Origin of the sequence: Streptomyces sp. NBC_00210 (assembly GCF_045160975.1) — a bacterium.
In the GTDB taxonomy this organism is placed as follows: Bacteria; Actinomycetota; Actinomycetes; order Streptomycetales; family Streptomycetaceae; genus Streptomyces.
The window spans coordinates 4,908,883-4,925,658 of record NZ_CP108120.1; the positions used below are offsets into that span (position 1 = coordinate 4,908,883).

Genomic DNA, 16,776 nt, shown 5'->3' on the forward strand with positions numbered 1-16,776 from the left:
TAGCGTGAGGTGTATGCCCAGAAGTGCCGCCGAAGATGTTGACGCCTACCTCGCCGAGGTGGCCGAGCAGGACCGGCTGACGGCCCTGATCCGGATCCGGGAGCTGTGCCGCACGCAGCTCGTGGGGTACGAGGAGGTGATGGCGTGGGGCATGCCCTGCTATCGCCGCGAAGGTGGTGAGCCGGAGATCGCCTTCGCCAATCAGAAGCAGTACGTCTCCTTCTATCTGATGCGGCCGGACGTGCGGGAGGGCTTCGAGGAGCGGCTGGCGGACCAGGACATGGGCAGGGGGTGTCTGCGGTTCCGGCGTACGGAGTCGATCGACTACGAACTCGTACAGGATCTGCTGCGGGCGACTGCGGCGGCTCCCGGAGATGTTTGCTGAACGCGCCTCTGTGTTTATGGGGTTCCTCCTTCTAACATGACGGACCGTCAGATCGGAGGGGATCCCATGGACACCGCCTTCACCGCGGAACAGGACGAGATCCGCCGCACCCTGCGCGAACTGCTCGCCAAACGGTCCGGCCCGGACGAGGTCAAGGCCGCGGTCCGCACCGCCGCGGGGTACGACGCGCGGCTGTGGGCGCAGCTGTCCGAACAGCTGGGCCTGCCGGGGCTCGCGCTGCCCGAGTCGTACGGGGGCGTGGGCTGCGGCCTCACCGAGCTTGCCCTCGCCTGCGAGGAGACCGGGCGGGCGCTGCTGCCGTCGCCGCTGCTGGCCACGGCGGGGCTCGCGGCGCCGCTGATCACAGCGCTGGGGACGGCCGCGCAGCGCGACGAGCTGCTGCCACGTATCGCGGACGGCTCGCTGACCTGCGCACTCGCCGTTCCCGGCGGCAGCCTGGCGCGGGCGCTCGGGCTGAGTGGCGACAACAGGTCGGGACAGTGGGCGGGCGGCGGACGGGCCGGCGGAGTTCAGGCGCGCCCGGACGAGGGCGGGTCCTGGCTCCTGTACGGGGAGGCCGCGCAGGTCCTCGACGGGCACAGCGCGGAGCTGCTGGTGGTGGCGGCGCACACGGGTGGCTTCGCGCGCAGCCGTACGCTGCTCTTCCTCGTCCGGGCGGCGGACGCGGTGGGGCTTTCGCGGGTGCGGCAGACATCGCTGGACGAGACGAGGCCGCAGGCCCGTATCGAACTGCGCGACTGCGCCGCACAGTTGCTGGGCGCGGACGACGCGGCGGACGTGCCGGGGGCGCTGGCCTCGGCGGGGGCGGGCGTCGCGGCCCTGCTGGCGGCGGAGGCGGTCGGCGCGGCGGCGAGCGCCCTGGACCGGACGGTGGAGTACGTCGGGGCGCGCGAGCAGTTCGGCCGGCCGATCGGCTCCTTCCAGGCGGTCAAGCACCGGCTGGCGGATCTGTACGTACGCATCCAGGCGGCCCGCTCGGCGGCGTACTTCGCGGCCTGGGACCCGCCGGAGGCCGGCGGCCTGGCGCTGGCGCAGTGCCTGGAGGCGCTGCGGGTGGTTGCGGGGGAGGCGGTCCAGCTGCACGGCGGCATCGGCTTCACGTGGGAGCACGAGGCGCATCTGTACTTCAAACGGGCGGCGGGGGACGAGCTGCTCTTCGGCCCGGTGCACCGGCTGCGCGGGCGGGCGGCGGAGGCGGCGGGCCTGTTTGCGGCGGCGGAGGTGAGGGTCTGATGCCTCCTGGCGTCCGTCTCGTCCAGAAGATCTCCTCGACGCGCGCCTTCGCGAAGATCGCGCCGCATTTCGTCCCGGCGTTGGACCGTACGGTGCACCGGCTGACGCGGGGGCGCGTGCTGCTGAGCGCGCAGATGCTCCCGGGGGTCGTCCTGACGGCCCGTGGCGCGAAGAGCGGTCTGCCGAGGGTTACGCCGCTGGCGTGCATGCCGTCGGGGGAAGGCTGGATCCTGATCGGATCCAACTTCGGCCGCGAGGCTCACCCGTCCTGGACGACGAACCTGCTGGTGCACCCCGATGCGGAGATCAACTGGAGGGGCGAGGCCATCGCGGTCCACGCGCGGCTGCTCAAGTCCGGGGAAGGGGAAAGGGAGACGGTGTGGCGGGAGGCGCTGACGTTCTGGCTGCCGTACGCGACGTACCAGGCCCGGGTCTCCCGCGAAATCCGCGTGTTCCGCCTCACGCGGCGGTAGCGCTTCCCCGCTGGGTCATGCGGGGCTGGGCCCTGCACCCCCGACACTTGGGATGCAGCTGCCGTTCTCGCTCCGTAAGCTCGTGTACGGGAGTGTCGCCGACGGGCCGAGGTCCACCATTCGCACGACGCCGTTCGCCTCCGGCTTCTTGAGGTGAGGTGGAGCCATTCATGACCACACCGCGGGACCTGTTGATCGTTGCCATAGACATGGCGTCCAGCCCTCCTCCGGAGCGAGGCGAGCTGTCGCTTGCGCTCGCCGGGGCCGAGCTGATCGACCTCCTGGATGCCCAAGCCGTCACGCTGGAAGGCGATCACATCGTGCCGGGCTATCGGCCGGCAATAGCTGATCGCCTGTTGGAGGAGGCCGCGTCGTCGTTCGCCCGGCAGGCGCCGTACGAGTCGGTGGGCGACTGGCTTTGGCGCAGAGGCCGCGGCCTGTCCGCTGCCTATCTGGCCGTTCTTGAGGCGGAAGGGCAGCTCACTCGGGGACGACGCCGCCGCTGGGGGCTGTCCCGAACCGGGCAGACGGAGCTGGTCGATTCGCTCGATCGCCGCCTGGCGGCGAACCGCTGGACATCAGATGAGCCCATCCTCGCCGTCCTTGCGGCGGCCGTCGGAATCGACGACAGGCGGACTGGGAACTCCCCGAGTGTGGCCGACGACGCCGTGGCGACAGTGCTCGCCGCCGTCCATGACGCGGTGCGGGAATTGGAGGCCGAACGGCAACGGCGAGCGATCGAGGGGGCGGCCTTCGACAACATCTGGCGAGGCGAATAAAGACCACACACGCGGTGGCGTGGCCGCGCGCGGGGGGCGTCTGGGATGTCCGCGGGGTGCCGGGGCCTTTCCCCCGCTCGCCGAGGGAAGGCAGGGGCTTCGCCCCTGTACCCCGGGGGCCCGGGCCGCAGCCGGGGGCACCCCCACCCAGGCGGAGCCCTGTGGGAGGGCGGGGTGGGGAAAAAGCACCGACGGCGCCCCCCGCAGGGACCGCCGTCGGCATGACAGGACTCGGCGCAGGCGCGCGCAGCTACTTCGTCGGCTTCTTACCGGTGATACCCAGATTCACCAACAGCGCCAGATTCGGCTTCAGTTCAGCCTGCTTCACGCCCCACGTCGTAAACCCCTTCTGATGCGACGCCACCGCCGCCAGCATCGCCACGAGCGCCCCGGCAACCGCCGCCGGGCTCACGTCCTTGTCCACCTTGCCCTTGGACTGCAGGTCCTTCACTGCGTCCGAAAGAGAGTTGGTGACCGAGTTCAGGATCTTCATGCGGATCTTGTAGAACCGTTTGTCCCCCTCCGCGGCCCCAAGATCCACCACCCGCAGAATCGCGTCATGGCGGCGCCAGAAGTCGAGGAAGCCCTCGACCAGTTCCTCCGACGTCTGCCAGGCCGCCTTGCCCACCCAGGAGCGGCCGGAGACCAGTTCGGTCAATCCCGCGCCCTCCTTGGCCATTTCCTCGGCGATCTCGAGGACCGCGCCCTCGACGTCCGGGAAGTACTGGTAGAAGGTCGCGGGCGAAGTGCCCGCCTTCCGGGCCACGTCGATGACTTTGACGTCCCGGTACGGCGAGGAGCTGAGCATCTCGCTGAGGCAGTCGAGCAGCTTCTGCCGCGTCGCCTGGCCGCGTCGCCCGGCCACTCGGCCGTCGACGGTGCGTACTTGTCCTGTCATGCCGTCAGCTTACCGAGGGGTGATCGGCGCGCGATTCGGCCGACTGCAAATGGGGTGCACGAATAGTGTTATCAACAGCCTGTGGATAACTTTCGTGGACAAGTCAACGATTCTTGGCGCCGACGCTGGAGCGCGGATGCCTCATTGTCCGGACAAGTGAACAACCGTTCGACTCGATCCCCTGCGACCCGCGCCCCGCCCCGCTAGCTTGAGTGTGACGGGCACCACACCCTCCCCCTGCGGCCTGGCGGCCGTGGGAGGTACCCCCATATCCCGCACAGGGAAGGAACCACGTCCATGGCCGCATTCGCAGAGGGCACGCCGTGCTGGGTGGATGCCGCGCTCCCTGACGTAGAGGCGGGCAAGCGCTTCTACGGTGAGCTGTTCGGCTGGACCTTCCGTCACGGTGAAGGGCTGCAGTTCGACGCCTACAGCGACGAAAAACTTGTCGCCGCCCTGGTGCCCAAGAGTGACGGCAGGATGCCCACCGTCTGGGGCGTCTACTTCGCCACCTCCGACGCAACGGCCCTGGTCGGGAAGATCAGGGAAGCCGGCGGTCAGGTGATCGTCGACCGGCAGCCCGTCGGCACCTCCGGCACCGTCGTGGTCGCCGCCGATCCGGGTGGTGCGGTCTTCGGGGCCTGGCAGCCGGGTGACCGGGACGGGTTCGAGAAGCAGGGCAAGCCCGGCTCCTTCTGCTGGACCGAGGTCTATTCGCGGGACAAGGAGCGGGTCGACCCCTTCTACGAGTCCGTCTTCGGCTTCCAGGGGACGGACCTGTCCGACGCCTCCGTCGACTTCCGCATGTGGTCGCCCGCCGGTACGAAACCGGGGGAGGACACCGCCATCGGCGGCCGGAGCGTGATCACGGACGCCTTCCCGGCCGAGATGCCCGGCCACTTCCTCATCTACTTCTGCGTCGACGACTGCGACGAGACGGCCGCTGCCGTCACCCGTCTCGGTGGCCGGGTCCAGGCGCCGCCCTTCGATATTCCGTACGGGCGCATCGCCGTGCTCGCCGACAACCAGGGGGCCTCCTTCGCCGTGCTCGCCGAGCCGCAGGCGCAGTCCGCGGCGGTGCCGGGACAGGAGTCGGAACGGGAACCGGAGCCGGAACCGGAACCGGAACCGGAGCCGGAACCGGAGGCCGAGGCCAAGACGGCCTGAAAAGCGGAAGCGGGCGTCTGGAGGCGCGCGGCTGAACCATTCCGCCTCCCGGCCCGTGCCCGAAACCGGGTGAGACACCCCGATCCGCCCCCGGGTTCGCAACCGTCGCCCGAGACAGGAAGAATCAGGGGGCGCACCGCTGAGGGTCTCGGTGGTGAGACGCTGCACCGCCGAGGGTCTCGGTGGTGAGACGCTGCACGGGGCTGTGATGGACGGGCTCCATTTCGATCTGGGGCCCGTACGGGGAGGTGGCAGGCAGGTATGGAGCAGCTGACGCAGCATGACCCGAGACGGATCGGTCCGTTCGAGGTACTGGGACGGCTCGGTGCCGGCGGCATGGGGCTGGTCTATCTCGCCCGGTCGGCGTCCGGCCGCCGGGTGGCGATCAAGACGGTGCGCACCGAGCTCGCCGAGGACCAGCTGTTCCGTGTCCGCTTCACCCGTGAGGTGGAAGCCGCCCGGGCCGTCAGCGGTTTCTACACGGCGGCAGTGGTGGACGCCGACCCGCGGGCGGCCGTGCCCTGGCTCGCCACCGCGTATGTGCCTGCCCCCTCCCTCGAGGAAATAGTGAATGAGTGCGGGCCGATGCCGGCCCAGGCGGTGCGCTGGCTGGCGGCCGGCATCGCCGAAGCGCTGCAGTCCATCCATGGCGCGGGCCTCGTCCACCGCGACCTCAAGCCGTCGAACGTGCTGGTCGTGGAGGACGGGCCGCGCGTCATCGACTTCGGTATCGCGTCCGGCGTCTCCAACACCCGGCTGACCATGACCAATGTCGCGGTCGGCACACCCGCGTACATGTCGCCGGAGCAGGCGCGCGACTCGCGCAGCGTGACCGGCGCGAGCGATGTGTTCTCGCTCGGCTCCACGCTGGTCTTCGCGGCGACCGGGCACGCCCCCTTCCACGGCGCCAACCCGGTCGAGACGGTCTTCATGCTGCTGCGCGAGGGCCCGGACGTGGAGGGGCTGCCCGACGAGCTCCGGCCGCTGATCGAGTCCTGCATGAAGATGGAGGCCGGACTGCGGCCCACGCCCGAGGATCTTCAGGCGCAGCTCGCCCCGCATCTGTTCTCCTCCGGCAGCGACGACAGCGGGACCGCATCGGCATGGCTGCCGCAGCGGGCCACCGCGATGATCGAACTGCGCCGCGGCGGACGGCCCCCCGCTCCCGCCCCCGTGCAGCGCCCCGCCGAGCCCGCCCCGCCCGCTCCCCAGCAGCCGCCCCGGCCCGGCGGCGCCGACTGGGACTCCGCGTGGCACGGTGGCAGCGACCCACGTACGGGACAGGCCGCGCCCTCACCCGTGGCCGCGCCCGCGGCTGCCGGACCGGTGCGGCTGCCCGGCGCCAAGGTCCCGATCGGACCCGGCCCCCGAGTCGCCGACCCGGGCCGCAGCGCGGTCGCCGAGGCCGGTCCCGCGACCGGCTGGATCCGCCCGCCCGGCGGCCTGAACGGCGACGGGGCCGTGACCAGCCCCCTGCCCCCACCCGGCCCTGCTCCCGCCCCGACACCCGTGCCGCCGCCCGCCTCGCCCCCGGACGGGGCGGCGGGACACTGGCGCCCATGGCGCTTCCGGATGTCGAACGACGTCTGGGGCACGCCCGTCGTCGCCGGGGATCTGCTGTACGTCACCTCCTTCGAGGTGCACGCCCTGGACGTGGGCAGCGGCCGCCGCCAGTTCAAGACCAGGGACGTGGCATGGGCGATGGCCGTCGCCGGCGGCCGTATCCACGCCTCGGACGGGCCGACGCTGTACGCGCTCGACGCGGCGAACGGCCAGGAACGCTGGCGGCTGGGGACCGACGCCTGGGTGTACTCCCTCAAGGTCGACCGCGGCACCGTCCTGACCGGGACGCGCGGCGGTGGCGTACAGGCCTGGGAGGCGTCCAACGGCGAGAAGCTGTGGGAGACCACCGGGGCGCAGTCGGACTTCGAGACCCCGGAGGCGGGGCCCGCGATCTTCGGCGACACGGTGTACGTGTGGAAGGACGCGAGGCTGCGCGCGCTGGAGGCCCGTACGGGCGTCGAGCGCTGGTCGTACCCCGTCGGCGACGCGGCGTCCTGCGGCAATGTGCCGGTCCGGGTGCATCCCGCGTCCGACGGCTATGTGTACGTCTCGGCCGGCACCCGGGTGCTCGCCATCGACATCGCGAACGGCTTGGTCCGCTGGCACTTCGAGTCGCCCGCGGTGTTCCTCTCGCCGCCGGTCTTCGCACCGGGGCCGGCGGTGACGGGCGGCGGTGTCTACCTCGCCGACTACCTCGGCACGGTGTACGCGCTCGACGCCACGACCGGCAAGGACCGCTGGCGCATCGCCACCGAGTCGCGCCAGTCCACCGAACCGGTCCTCGTCGCGGCCGGCAACGTCCATGTCGGCAGCGGCAGCGCGCTCTACACCCTGGACGCGGTGACGGGCACCCCGATGTGGCGCTTCGCCGCGGGCGGGGAGGTCATCGGCGCACCGGTGGTGGCGGACGGCCGGGTCCACTTCGGCTCCGCGGACCATGTGCTCTACACGCTGGACGCGAGCGGCGGCCAGCTCCGCTGGAAGCTGGCGACGGGCGGCGAGATCACGGGCTCCCCGGTGGCCGATGGCGGTGTGGTGTACGCGTGCAGCAAGGACCGCTGTGTGTACGCGCTGGACGCGGTTAAGGGCACGGCGACGGGGAGGGGCGGGGCGCGCTAGCCGATATGCGGGCAGCCGGGATGCGAGCCGCTCCCTATGGCAACCCGAACCGTCCGGGCGTAGCGTCGTGATCGAGAGCGGCACATCGAGTCGGGCGTCGGCGGTGGTCCGCACCATCATCGGCTCCATCCCCGCTCTCATCGAGGCGACGGCCGCCGTACGGGCCCCTTCCGTGACTGGTACGACGGCCGTCACGGACGCGACTCCCACGGCGGCAGCCGCGGAGGCAGCAGCAGTAGCAGCAGCGGCGGCACGAGCGGTGGCAGCCACGACAACGACACCACCACGTCGGGCGGTTCCACCGGCTCCCTGACCGGCGGCGGCTCCAGCGCGCACAGACCCCAGCCCCCCAGTCCTCAATCGCCGAACGGGCTGCTGTCTGGGGGGAGATTGAGGACACGCCCGAAGGGCGCACCGAAAGTCACCGCAGCCGGTACTCGCTCCCGCGCCCCGCGAACCGCGCCGCCTGCCGCTCAGGCGACACGTTCCCGAGCGCAATCAAGTGCGGCGCAAGCCCAAGCGCCTGCGTCCTCGCCGCCTCCCGCGACGCCCACACCGCCCGTACCGTCCCCTGCACCGCCTCCGTCGGGTACGACGCCACCACCTCCGCCGCCCGCACCGCCGCCCGCGCAACCTCGCCCGGGTCCGTCAGTTCCGAGACCAGGCCCGTCTCGTACGCCCGCCGCGCGGAGATCCGTTCCGCCGTTCCCATCAGCGCCATCCGCGCCACCTCGCCGAACGGCATCCGCTGCGCCAGATAGATCGTCTCGTACGCGCTGACCATGCCGTACGTCGTGTGCGGATCGAAGAACGTCGCCTCCCGCGAAGCCACCACGAACTCGCTCTCGCCGAGCAGATAGAAGGCCCCGCCGCAGGCCATCCCCTCCACGGCCGCGATCACCGGCTTCCACAGGTCGTTCGCCTTCGGTCCGATCGCGATCAGCGGATCGTCGATCGTGTACGGGGACGAGGGCTGCGGCACGTCCACCGAGCGGTCGATGCCGGTGCAGAACGCCTTGGTGCCCGCGCCCGTCACCACCACCGCCCGTACGGTGTCGTCGAAGCGGAACCCCCGCCACACAGCCGCCAGTTCGTCCGCCATCTGCAGATCGATCGCATTGTGCTTCTCGGGCCGGTCCAGCGTGACGAGCGCGACCCCCGTCTCCTTGACGGCCTCGACCCGGATACTCATGCCCGCTCCAGCAGCCAGCGCGGGACCGTGACGCCGCCGTCCGCGAGCGTCGTGAACGCCACCTTGACCCCGGCGCCGATGCGCAGCCGCGCGGGGTCCACCGAGTTGAGCGGGGCGTCCGGCGCCGCGACCACATTGCCGACCAGGCGGATGCGGGGGGCCTCCAGGAGTTCGACGACGACCGCGTTGTACGGGGCCTGGGCGGCGTATGCCGGCAGCAGGGGCGGATGGGGGAGTACGTACGACCAGATGCGGCCGCGGCCGCTCATCCTGCGCCACTGACTGTCGAAGGAGTGGCAGTGCGGACAGCAGGGCCGCGGCGGAAAGCGCAGCTCGCCGCAGGACGCACAGGCCTGGACGCGCAGTTCGCCCTGTGCGGCGTACTCCCAGAAGGGGGCGCCGTCCTCGTCGACCAGCGGTGTCAGCATCTCAACTCCTCAGCAGAAGGGCCGAAGTGGGCACTCCTTCGCCCGCCGTGACCAGGCAGGTCGTGGCGTCCGGGACCTGCGCGGTGGAGCTGCCGCGCAGCTGCTTCACGCCCTCGTTGATGAGGTTGAAGCCGTGTACGTATGCCTCGCTCAGGCCGCCGCCGCCGGTGTTGAGGGGCAGCCGGCCGCCGATCTCCAGCGCGCCGCCCTCGGTGAAGGCCGCGCCCTCGCCCCGCCCGCAAAAGCCGTAGCCCTCCAGCGAGAGCGGTATGAGCGGGGTGAAGGCGTCGTAGATCTGGGCGACGTCCACGTCCTGCGGGCCGAAGTCCGCCTGCTTCCACAGCTGTCGGGCGCCCGTCCAGGCGGGCCCGGTGAGCGGGTCGTCGTTCCAGTAGTTGACCATCCCGTGGTGCTGGGCGGGCAGGCCCTGGGCGACGGAGTGGACGTACACCGGCGGCCGGCGGCAGTCACGGGCGCGCTCGGCGCCGACGATCACGCAGGCCAGCGCGCCGTCCGTCTCCAGGCAGTTGTCGAAGAGGCAGAGCGGCTCGCTGATCCAGCGCGAGGTCATGTACATGTCGCGGGTCAGCGGCCGTTCGTACATCACCGCGGCCGGGTTCTGGTTGGCGCGGTTGCGGCAGGCGAGGGCGACATTGAAGAGATGGTCGCGGGTGGCGCCGTACTCGTGCATATAGCGCCGCGCCAGCATGCCGATCTCGTCGGCGGGACGCAGCAGCCCGAAGGGGCGGGTCCACTGGCCGGGGGTGGGGAGCTGGACGGCGGTGTTCTTCCAGGGGCGGGGTCCCGAGCCCCTCTTACGGGATCGCCAGGCGACCCCCACGCTCGCCTGTCCGGTCGCGATCGCCCCGGCGAGATGAGCGATCGTGGCGCAGGAACCGCCGCCGCCGTAGCCGGCCTTGGCGAAGAAGGTCACATCACCGGCGCCGATGGACTTCGCGATCTCGACCTCGTCCGTCTCCTCCATCGTGTACGAGGCGAAGCCGTCGACCTCCGAGGGGTCGATGCCCGCGTCGTCGAGCGCGGCGAGGATGGCCCGGCAGGCCAGGGTCTTCTCGGATTCGGGGAGTTGTTTCGCGAAGGCGGTCTGTCCGATCCCGGCTATCGCGGTTGCGTCCTTGAGGCTCGCCATGTGGGGGAGGGTACAGCTAATCTGACGGGTAGTCAGCTACTGAGTCAGCTACTGGGTCGGCTACTGCGGGGACGGCAGGAGGGCTTGCGATGCGCGGCGATCTGGAGTGGGGCACCATCCCGAGGCTGGTGCGGAGCGCCGCCGGACGGTACGGGGGCAGGGAGGCCGTCGTCGAGGGACGCACCAGCGTCTCGTACGGCGAACTGGGTGAGCGCGTCGAGCGCGCGGCCGCGGCGTGCATGGCGTCCGGAGTGGAACCGGGCGACCGGGTCGCCATCTGGGCCCCGAACACCCTCGACTGGATCGTCTCGGCACTCGGCGCGGTCACGGCCGGGGCGGTGCTGGTGCCGCTGAACACCCGCTTCAAGGGCACGGAGGCCGCGTACGTACTCCGGCGCAGCCGCGCCAGGCTCCTCTTCGTCACCGGCACCTTCCTCGGCACCTCGTACGTCGCCTCGCTGCGCCGCGCGGAGGTGGATCTGCCGCATCTGGAGCAGGTCGTGGTCCTCGCGGACAGCGCGCCCGAGGACTACCGCACCTGGAAGGACTTCCTGGCGGGCGGCGACGGCGTCTCGGCCGCCGAAGTACGCATCCGGGCCGACTCGGTGGACCCCTCGGCCCCCTCCGACATCATCTTCACCTCGGGCACCACCGGCAGCCCCAAGGGGGCCGTCATCACCCACGCCCAGACGCTGCGCTGCTACGACGTGTGGAGCGAGCTCGCGGGGCTGCGCGAGGGTGACCGCTATCTGATCGTGAACCCGTTCTTCCACACCTTCGGCTACAAGGCGGGCATCATCGCGTGTCTGACGCGGGGCGCGACGATGGTGCCGCAGCCGGTCTTCAACGTGGACACGGTGCTTGCGAACATCGCCTCCGAGCGCATCTCGGTGCTGCCGGGACCGCCGACGCTGCACCAGTCCCTGCTCGACCACCCGGCTCGCGACCAGCACGATCTGTCCGCGCTGCGTCTCGTGGTCACGGGCGCGGCGGTCGTTCCGCTGCAGCTGGTCGAGCGGCTGCGCAGCGAGCTGCGGATCGCGACGGTGCTGACGGCGTACGGCCTCTCGGAGGCGAGCGGCATCGTCACGATGTGCCGCCGCGGCGACGCCCCCGCGACGATCGCGGCCACCTCGGGCCGTGCGATCCCCGACACGGAGGTCCGCGTCGAGGCTCCGCCCGGCGAACCGGGAGAGGTGCTGGTGCGCGGACACCATGTGATGCAGGGCTACTTCGAGGACGCGCAGGAGACGGCGAAGGTCATCGACGAGGAGGGGTGGCTGCACACCGGCGACGTCGGCGTGCTGGACGCGGCGGGCAATCTCCGTATCACCGACCGGATCAAGGACATGTTCATCGTCGGCGGCTTCAACGCCTACCCGGCCGAGATAGAGCAACTGCTGGGCCTGCACCCGGATATCGCGGACATCGCGGTGATCGGCGTCCCTGACGCGCGACTGGGCGAGGTGGGCAAGGCGTACGCGGTACGGCACCGGGGCTCGACGCTCACAGCCGACGATCTGATCGCGTGGTCGCGGCGGGAGATGGCGAACTACAAGGTGCCGCGGGAGGTCGAGTTCGTGAGCGAGCTGCCGAGGAATGCGAGTGGGAAGGTGCTGAAGAGGGAACTGCGGTCGCGGTCGCGGGCCTGAACGTGCGGCTCCTTGCCGGGCGCCGCTCTCCCCGGTTCGGGTCCGGACATGCCGCGGCCGCGACGGCTCCCCTCCGCGCCGTCGCGGCCGCACCCCGTCGAGTTGAGTCCTGATCAGCCCTTCGGCGGGACCGGCGTGTGGTGGTCCATCGTGCTGACGCCGTCCAGGGGCGGGGCCGGCGTGTGGTGGTCCATGGTCGTGACACCGTCGACCGGCGGGGCCGGGGTGTGGTGGTCCATGGTGGTGACGCCGTCAGCCGGCGGCGCGGGCGTGTGGTGGTCCTGCACGATGGCGGCGCCCGACGGCGGGGCCGGCGTGTGGTGGTCCATGGTGGTGAGACCGTCCACGGGCGGCGCAGGTGTGTGGTGGTCCATCGTGGTGAACTCTTCTGGCTTCTTCTCGGTGTTGCTCATCTTTCTGTCCCCCATGGGATTGCCCGACTTTACCGAAGGTGGCCTTCTGCCCGGCAACTCCCCCGAGGGTCGCCGGACAGAAGGCCGGGGGACCGGCTCACCCCCCGCTGAGGTGTAGGTCCCAGGTGATCCGACTGCCCCCCGACGCGACGGATCGACTGCTATGGAGCATGTCGGACGAGCATAAACATTCGATGAACGTCCTGGCAGGGAGCTGTCACGCGAGCCGTCACGCGAGCCGTCACGCCGCACTGAGCGGGGCGAGCAGGCCACGTACCTCCTCGGCCTCCGCCGCACCCGACTGCTCGTGCAGGGACAGCGCCTCGCGCCAGCAGGCACGTGCGCGGTCGGCCTGGCCCAGGCTGTCCAGAGCCCGGCCGAGCGTGGTGAGCACATTGGCCCGGGTCCGGTCGCCGCCGATGCAGCCGATCGCGAGCGCCTGCTCGGCATGCTGGGCGGCACGCGTGGAGCGGCGGGCCGAGAGGTGGGCCTGTGCGATTCGGAAGTGTGTGGTGCCTTCCCACAGCCGCTGCCGGTTCGTCTCGAACCTCTCCAGGGCCTCGAGAAGTTGCTCAAGGGCCTCCGTGTGGCGGCCCGCGTGAGTGAGCGCGACCCCCAGTGCGTAGCGGGCGTTGGCCAGCCGCAGGGTGTGTCCGATGCGGTCGTAGATCTCGACGCCCTGCTCGGCCATGGTGATGGCCTGGGACGTGCGCCCCAGGGACAGGTGAATGCGCGAGAGATTGCACAACGCGCTGGCCTCGTGCGGCCGGTTCCCGTCGGCGCGCGAGCCCTCTATCGCCCGGCCCAGATGCCCCTCGGCCTCCGCGTGGCGTCCCTGGTTGAAGGCGATGATTCCGCGGTCGTTGTCCGACCAGTAGATGGGCGCCGGGTCGTGGACGGATTTCGCGAGCGCAGCCGCCTGTGTGGCCTCTTCGTCTGCCTCCTCGTAGCGGCCGGCCACCAGATGGACGCTGGTCAGTGAGGTACGCGCGCGCCCTTCCGTACGGACGTCGCCGGCGGCGCGGGCCGCGTCTCGGGCGGAGAGCGCCGCGGCTTCGTACAGCTTGGAGTTGGCGCCCGACTCGGTCAGGTCCTGGGCCGCCCACAGCAGGTCGACGGCGAACCGCAGCCGTGCGCCGCCGGAGGCCTGCCGGGCGCTCGCCAGCAGGCAGTTCGCCTCCGCGTAGAGCCAGTCCTGGGCCTGGTGCCGGTTCGCGAAGACCAGCCCTTTGTGCGCCGTGGGCTCCACATGGTCCACAAGCCGGTCGCCGGGGCGCTCTATGGCGTACACCTTCGCCGCCGTCGCCAGATAGAAGTCGAGGAGTCGCGAAAGCGCCAACTCCTTTTCCACCGGCGGGTGTTCGTCCCGGTCGGCGCATGCACGCGCGTAGAGACGGACAAGGTCGTGGTAGCGGTACCTGCCCGGCGCCGCCGACTCCAGCAGGGAGGTGTCGACCAGGGCTTCGAGCAGATCCTCCGTCTCCTGGAGCGGGCGGTCGAGTATGGCCGCGGCCGCGGCGAGCGACATGTCGGGGCCGTCCGCAAGACCCAGCAGGCGGAAGGCGCGGGCCTGGCCCGGCTCCAGCTGGCCGTAGCCGAGTTCGAAGGTGGCCTTCACCGCGAGGTCTCCGGCCTGGAGTTCGTCGAGGCGGCGGCGCTCGTCCGCCAGCTTCGCGGCCAGCACCGAGACCGTCCAGGTACGCCGCGCCGCGAGCCGGGACGCGGCGATACGGATCGCGAGCGGCAGGAAACCGCACGCCGCGACCACATCGAGGGCCGCCTCCCGCTCCGAGGTGACCCGCTCCTCGCCCACGATCCGGGTGAAGAGCTGCAGCGCCTCATCCGGCGACATCACATCCAGGTCGACCAGATGCGCCCCAGCCAGGTCGACCATCCGGACCCGGCTGGTGATCAGGGCCGCGCAGCCCGCCGTGCCGGGCAACAGCGGCCGGATCTGGGCGGCGTCACGCGCGTTGTCCAGCAGTACGAGAATCCGGCGGCCGTCCAGCGTCGAGCGGTAGAGCGCGGCCCGCTCGTCGAGGGTGTCCGGAATGGCCGAGTCCGCGGTGCCGAGCGCGCGCAGAAAGGCGCCGAGTACGGTCTCGGGCTCCGCCGCGCGGTTGCCCGCGCCCTGCAGGTCGACGTACAGCTGACCGTCCGGGAAGTGCGGCCGGGCCTCGTGTGCCACATGGACCGCGAGAGTCGTCTTGCCGACACCGCCGATGCCCGCGAGCGCCGAGACGGCCATGACGGAGCCCTCTGCGGTGGCGAGCTGGTCGCCCAGTTCGCGTACGAAGGCGGCGCGCCCGGTGAAGTCCGGGACAGTGGCGGGCAGTTGCGCCGGCCGGGTGACCTGCGGGGCCGAGGCGCGCTCCTCGCTCGGGCGGGCCAGTTCCGCGTCGGCCTGCAGAATGCGCTGCTGCAGCTGGGCGAGTTCGGGCCGGGGGTCGACGCCGAGCTCCTCGGCGAGCAGCCGGCGCGTGTCGGCGTACACGGCGAGCGCCTCGGCCTGCCGTCCGCTGCGGTACAGAGCCAGCATCAGCAGCTCACGCAGCCGCTCGCGCAGCGGGTGCGCGGCGGTGAGCGCGGTCAGCTCGGAGACCGCCTCCGCGTGGCAGCCGACCTCCAGGTCCAGGTCGAGCCGGGTCTCCAGGAGTTGGAGCCGCCACTCCTCAAGTCGGGCGCGCTCGTTCTCGGCATACGGCCCCGGCACATTGGCCAGCGGCTCGCCGTCCCACAGCCCCAGCGACTTGTTGATCAGGACGCGGGCCTGTCCGCGGTCCCCGGCGGCGCGCGCCTTCTCCGCCCCGGTGGCGAGCTCCTGTGCCACCGCGAGGTCGAGTGAGTCGCGCCTGACCCTGAGTGCATAGCCGCCGGACTCGCTGACCAGGGCCTGCGAGGAGAGGACCTTGCGCAGCCTGGATGCGTAGGTACGGATGGCGGCGAGCGCCTGCGACGGCGGGTCCTCGCCCCAGATCGCGTCGATCAGCTCGGAGGCGGTCGCGGTACGGCCGTTGCGCAGCAGCAGCGCGGCCAGCAGGGCACGTTGCTGCGGCGACCCGGACGGCAGGCTCTCCCCGCCGTGCCAGGCGCGCACCGGGCCGAGCACACTGAAGCGCAGGTCAATGACGCCGCCCTGCACTGGAGCGCGCTGCTCCGGTACTCGTGGCCCGCTGTCACGGTCCATAGCTGCCCCCTGCCCCCGAACTGCCGGTATCGCCCTCGACAGTCTGCCCTGTGCGGGGCGGCCCCGTCAGCAGCGGGGCACCTCCACCTCGCCCCCTGCCCGCGTCCGGTTGTCGGCTAAACCACTTATGACGATCTTCACCGGTCCGCTCCACGGCTTCCCCCGAGCCTGCTCAAGGGCTCACTGCCCCTGAGGCTCAAGGGCGGTACACCTCACCGGGGTTGGCCTTCCCGGGCGCGAGCAGCTCCGGCACCGTGACAAAGGTGTAGCCGCGCTTCTTCAGCTCGTCGATGATTCCGGGGACCGCGGGCACGGTCCCGTCGTAGATGTCATGCAGCAGGATGATGCCGTCGCGCCCGGCCTGGTCGAGTATCCGGCTCTTGATGAGCTCGGAGTCGGTGGTGGAGTAGTCCTTGGCGGTGGCGCTCCACAGGATCTGGGCGAGGCCGAGTTCCCGGCTGACCTTGGTGACGTCGTCGTTGATCCGGCCCTGCGGAGGACGCATCAGGGTGGGCCTGCGGCCGGTGATCTTCGCGATGGCGTCCTGCGTACGGGAGAGCTCGTCGCGTATCTCCTCGGCGTCGAGCTCGTCGAGCCGGCGGTGCGACCAGGTGTGATTGGCCACTTCATGGCCCTCGGCGGCGATACGCCGTACGACGTCGGGGTGTTTGAGCACATGGTTCTCGCCGAGCAGGAAGAAGGTCGCGTGGACCTTCTTCTCCTTCAGGGTGTCGAGCAGTTTCGGGGTGTCCTTGCCAGGCCCGGCGTCGAAGGTCAGGGCTATGCACTTGGCCTTCTCGCAGTCGGTGGCGGAGGCGGAGGCGGAGAGGGAGTGCGGCTTGGCATCCGATGCCGCCTGTTCTCTTGCGGCGCCGGGCGAGGTGGTCTCCATGGAGCAGCCACCGAGCGTCAACGCGAGCGAGGCCACGGCCACCACCATGGCGGTGACCTTGGACTTTGTGCTGTTTTCGGGCATGCCGAATATCCCCCTCGATGTCGTGGGTGGTGCGCCATCGAACTATACACACGGTGTATAAACGGGGTTTATAGTTGAATCCACGGGGTCGCTGCCCGCGTTCCTGCTAGCTGACGAACCGTCAGATCGGCGCTACGGTG

14 protein-coding genes and 1 pseudogene are annotated in these 16,776 nt (G+C 70.9%); 7 read left to right on the plus strand and 8 right to left on the minus strand.

Annotation, left to right across the window (positions count from 1 at the left end; all coding sequences use genetic code 11):
- Positions 1–13 precede the first annotated feature (13 nt).
- The 4 genes from OG729_RS22385 to OG729_RS22400 all read left to right on the plus strand — a co-directional run bounded on the left by OG729_RS22385 (position 14) and on the right by OG729_RS22400 (position 2,891).
- Positions 14–385, plus strand: a complete 372-nt coding sequence (locus OG729_RS22385) for a DUF1801 domain-containing protein (RefSeq protein WP_360867766.1) — start codon at positions 14–16, stop codon at positions 383–385.
- Positions 386–451: 66 nt separating this feature from the next.
- Positions 452–1,639 carry an acyl-CoA dehydrogenase family protein gene (locus tag OG729_RS22390; protein WP_360867763.1) on the plus strand — a complete coding sequence of 396 codons (1,188 nt, stop codon included), beginning with the start codon at positions 452–454 and terminating at the stop codon, positions 1,637–1,639.
- The gene (locus OG729_RS22395) at positions 1,639–2,112 is read left to right on the plus strand and encodes a nitroreductase family deazaflavin-dependent oxidoreductase (protein WP_405807839.1); all 474 of its coding nucleotides are present in this window, start codon (positions 1,639–1,641) and stop codon (positions 2,110–2,112) included. Before OG729_RS22390 ends, OG729_RS22395 begins: the two co-directional genes overlap by 1 nt.
- 170 nt (positions 2,113–2,282) lie before the next feature.
- Entirely contained in the window at positions 2,283–2,891 is a 609-nt protein-coding gene (locus tag OG729_RS22400; RefSeq protein ID WP_405807840.1) for a GPP34 family phosphoprotein, read from the plus strand.
- Between the two features lie 250 nt (positions 2,892–3,141).
- Here OG729_RS22400 and OG729_RS22405 read toward each other — a convergent pair whose 3' ends face one another.
- Positions 3,142–3,789: a TetR family transcriptional regulator gene (locus OG729_RS22405; RefSeq protein WP_405807841.1), complete on the minus strand. Its 648-nt coding sequence runs from the start codon at positions 3,787–3,789 to the stop codon at positions 3,142–3,144.
- Positions 3,790–4,086: 297 nt separating this feature from the next.
- Between OG729_RS22405 and OG729_RS22410 the strand changes: the two genes are divergently transcribed.
- Positions 4,087–4,956 (plus strand): VOC family protein, encoded by an 870-nt coding sequence (locus tag OG729_RS22410; RefSeq protein WP_405807842.1) that lies wholly within the window; start codon positions 4,087–4,089, stop codon positions 4,954–4,956.
- Between the two features lie 261 nt (positions 4,957–5,217).
- Complete coding sequence (locus OG729_RS22415; RefSeq protein ID WP_360867749.1) at positions 5,218–7,638, plus strand: serine/threonine-protein kinase; 2,421 nt, start codon at positions 5,218–5,220, stop codon at positions 7,636–7,638.
- Positions 7,639–8,059: 421 nt separating this feature from the next.
- On the opposite strand, the gene OG729_RS22420 is transcribed toward OG729_RS22415, so the two are convergent.
- From OG729_RS22420 to OG729_RS22430, 3 genes are read right to left on the minus strand one after another with little or no spacing between them, the layout of a single operon-like run.
- The gene (locus OG729_RS22420; protein WP_405807843.1) at positions 8,060–8,830 is read right to left on the minus strand and encodes an enoyl-CoA hydratase/isomerase family protein; all 771 of its coding nucleotides are present in this window, start codon (positions 8,828–8,830) and stop codon (positions 8,060–8,062) included.
- Positions 8,827–9,258: a Zn-ribbon domain-containing OB-fold protein gene (locus tag OG729_RS22425; RefSeq protein WP_405807844.1), complete on the minus strand. Its 432-nt coding sequence runs from the start codon at positions 9,256–9,258 to the stop codon at positions 8,827–8,829. The genes OG729_RS22420 and OG729_RS22425 overlap by 4 nt, the downstream gene beginning before the upstream one ends.
- Position 9,259: 1 nt before the next feature.
- Positions 9,260–10,408, minus strand: coding sequence for a lipid-transfer protein (locus tag OG729_RS22430; protein WP_405807845.1), 1,149 nt, complete (start codon positions 10,406–10,408; stop codon positions 9,260–9,262).
- An 89-nt stretch (positions 10,409–10,497) separates the two neighbouring features.
- On the opposite strand from OG729_RS22430, the gene OG729_RS22435 reads away from it, so the two are divergent.
- The gene (locus OG729_RS22435) at positions 10,498–12,060 is read left to right on the plus strand and encodes a FadD3 family acyl-CoA ligase (RefSeq protein ID WP_405807846.1); all 1,563 of its coding nucleotides are present in this window, start codon (positions 10,498–10,500) and stop codon (positions 12,058–12,060) included.
- Between the two features lie 113 nt (positions 12,061–12,173).
- Here OG729_RS22435 and OG729_RS22440 read toward each other — a convergent pair whose 3' ends face one another.
- The 4 genes and pseudogenes from OG729_RS22440 to OG729_RS22455 all read right to left on the minus strand — a co-directional run.
- A complete protein-coding gene (locus OG729_RS22440; protein WP_405807847.1) occupies positions 12,174–12,473 on the minus strand; it encodes a hypothetical protein in 300 nt (99 codons plus the stop codon).
- A 241-nt stretch (positions 12,474–12,714) separates the two neighbouring features.
- Positions 12,715–15,660 carry a BTAD domain-containing putative transcriptional regulator gene (locus OG729_RS22445; protein WP_360867729.1) on the minus strand — a complete coding sequence of 982 codons (2,946 nt, stop codon included), beginning with the start codon at positions 15,658–15,660 and terminating at the stop codon, positions 12,715–12,717.
- A gap of 180 nt (positions 15,661–15,840) precedes the next feature.
- Positions 15,841–15,921, minus strand: a complete 81-nt coding sequence (locus OG729_RS22450; RefSeq protein WP_405811232.1) for a phage DNA packaging protein J — start codon at positions 15,919–15,921, stop codon at positions 15,841–15,843.
- Between the two features lie 187 nt (positions 15,922–16,108).
- A pseudogene (locus OG729_RS22455) lies at positions 16,109–16,636 on the minus strand (polysaccharide deacetylase family protein); the annotation flags it as partial.
- Positions 16,637–16,776 lie beyond the last annotated feature (140 nt).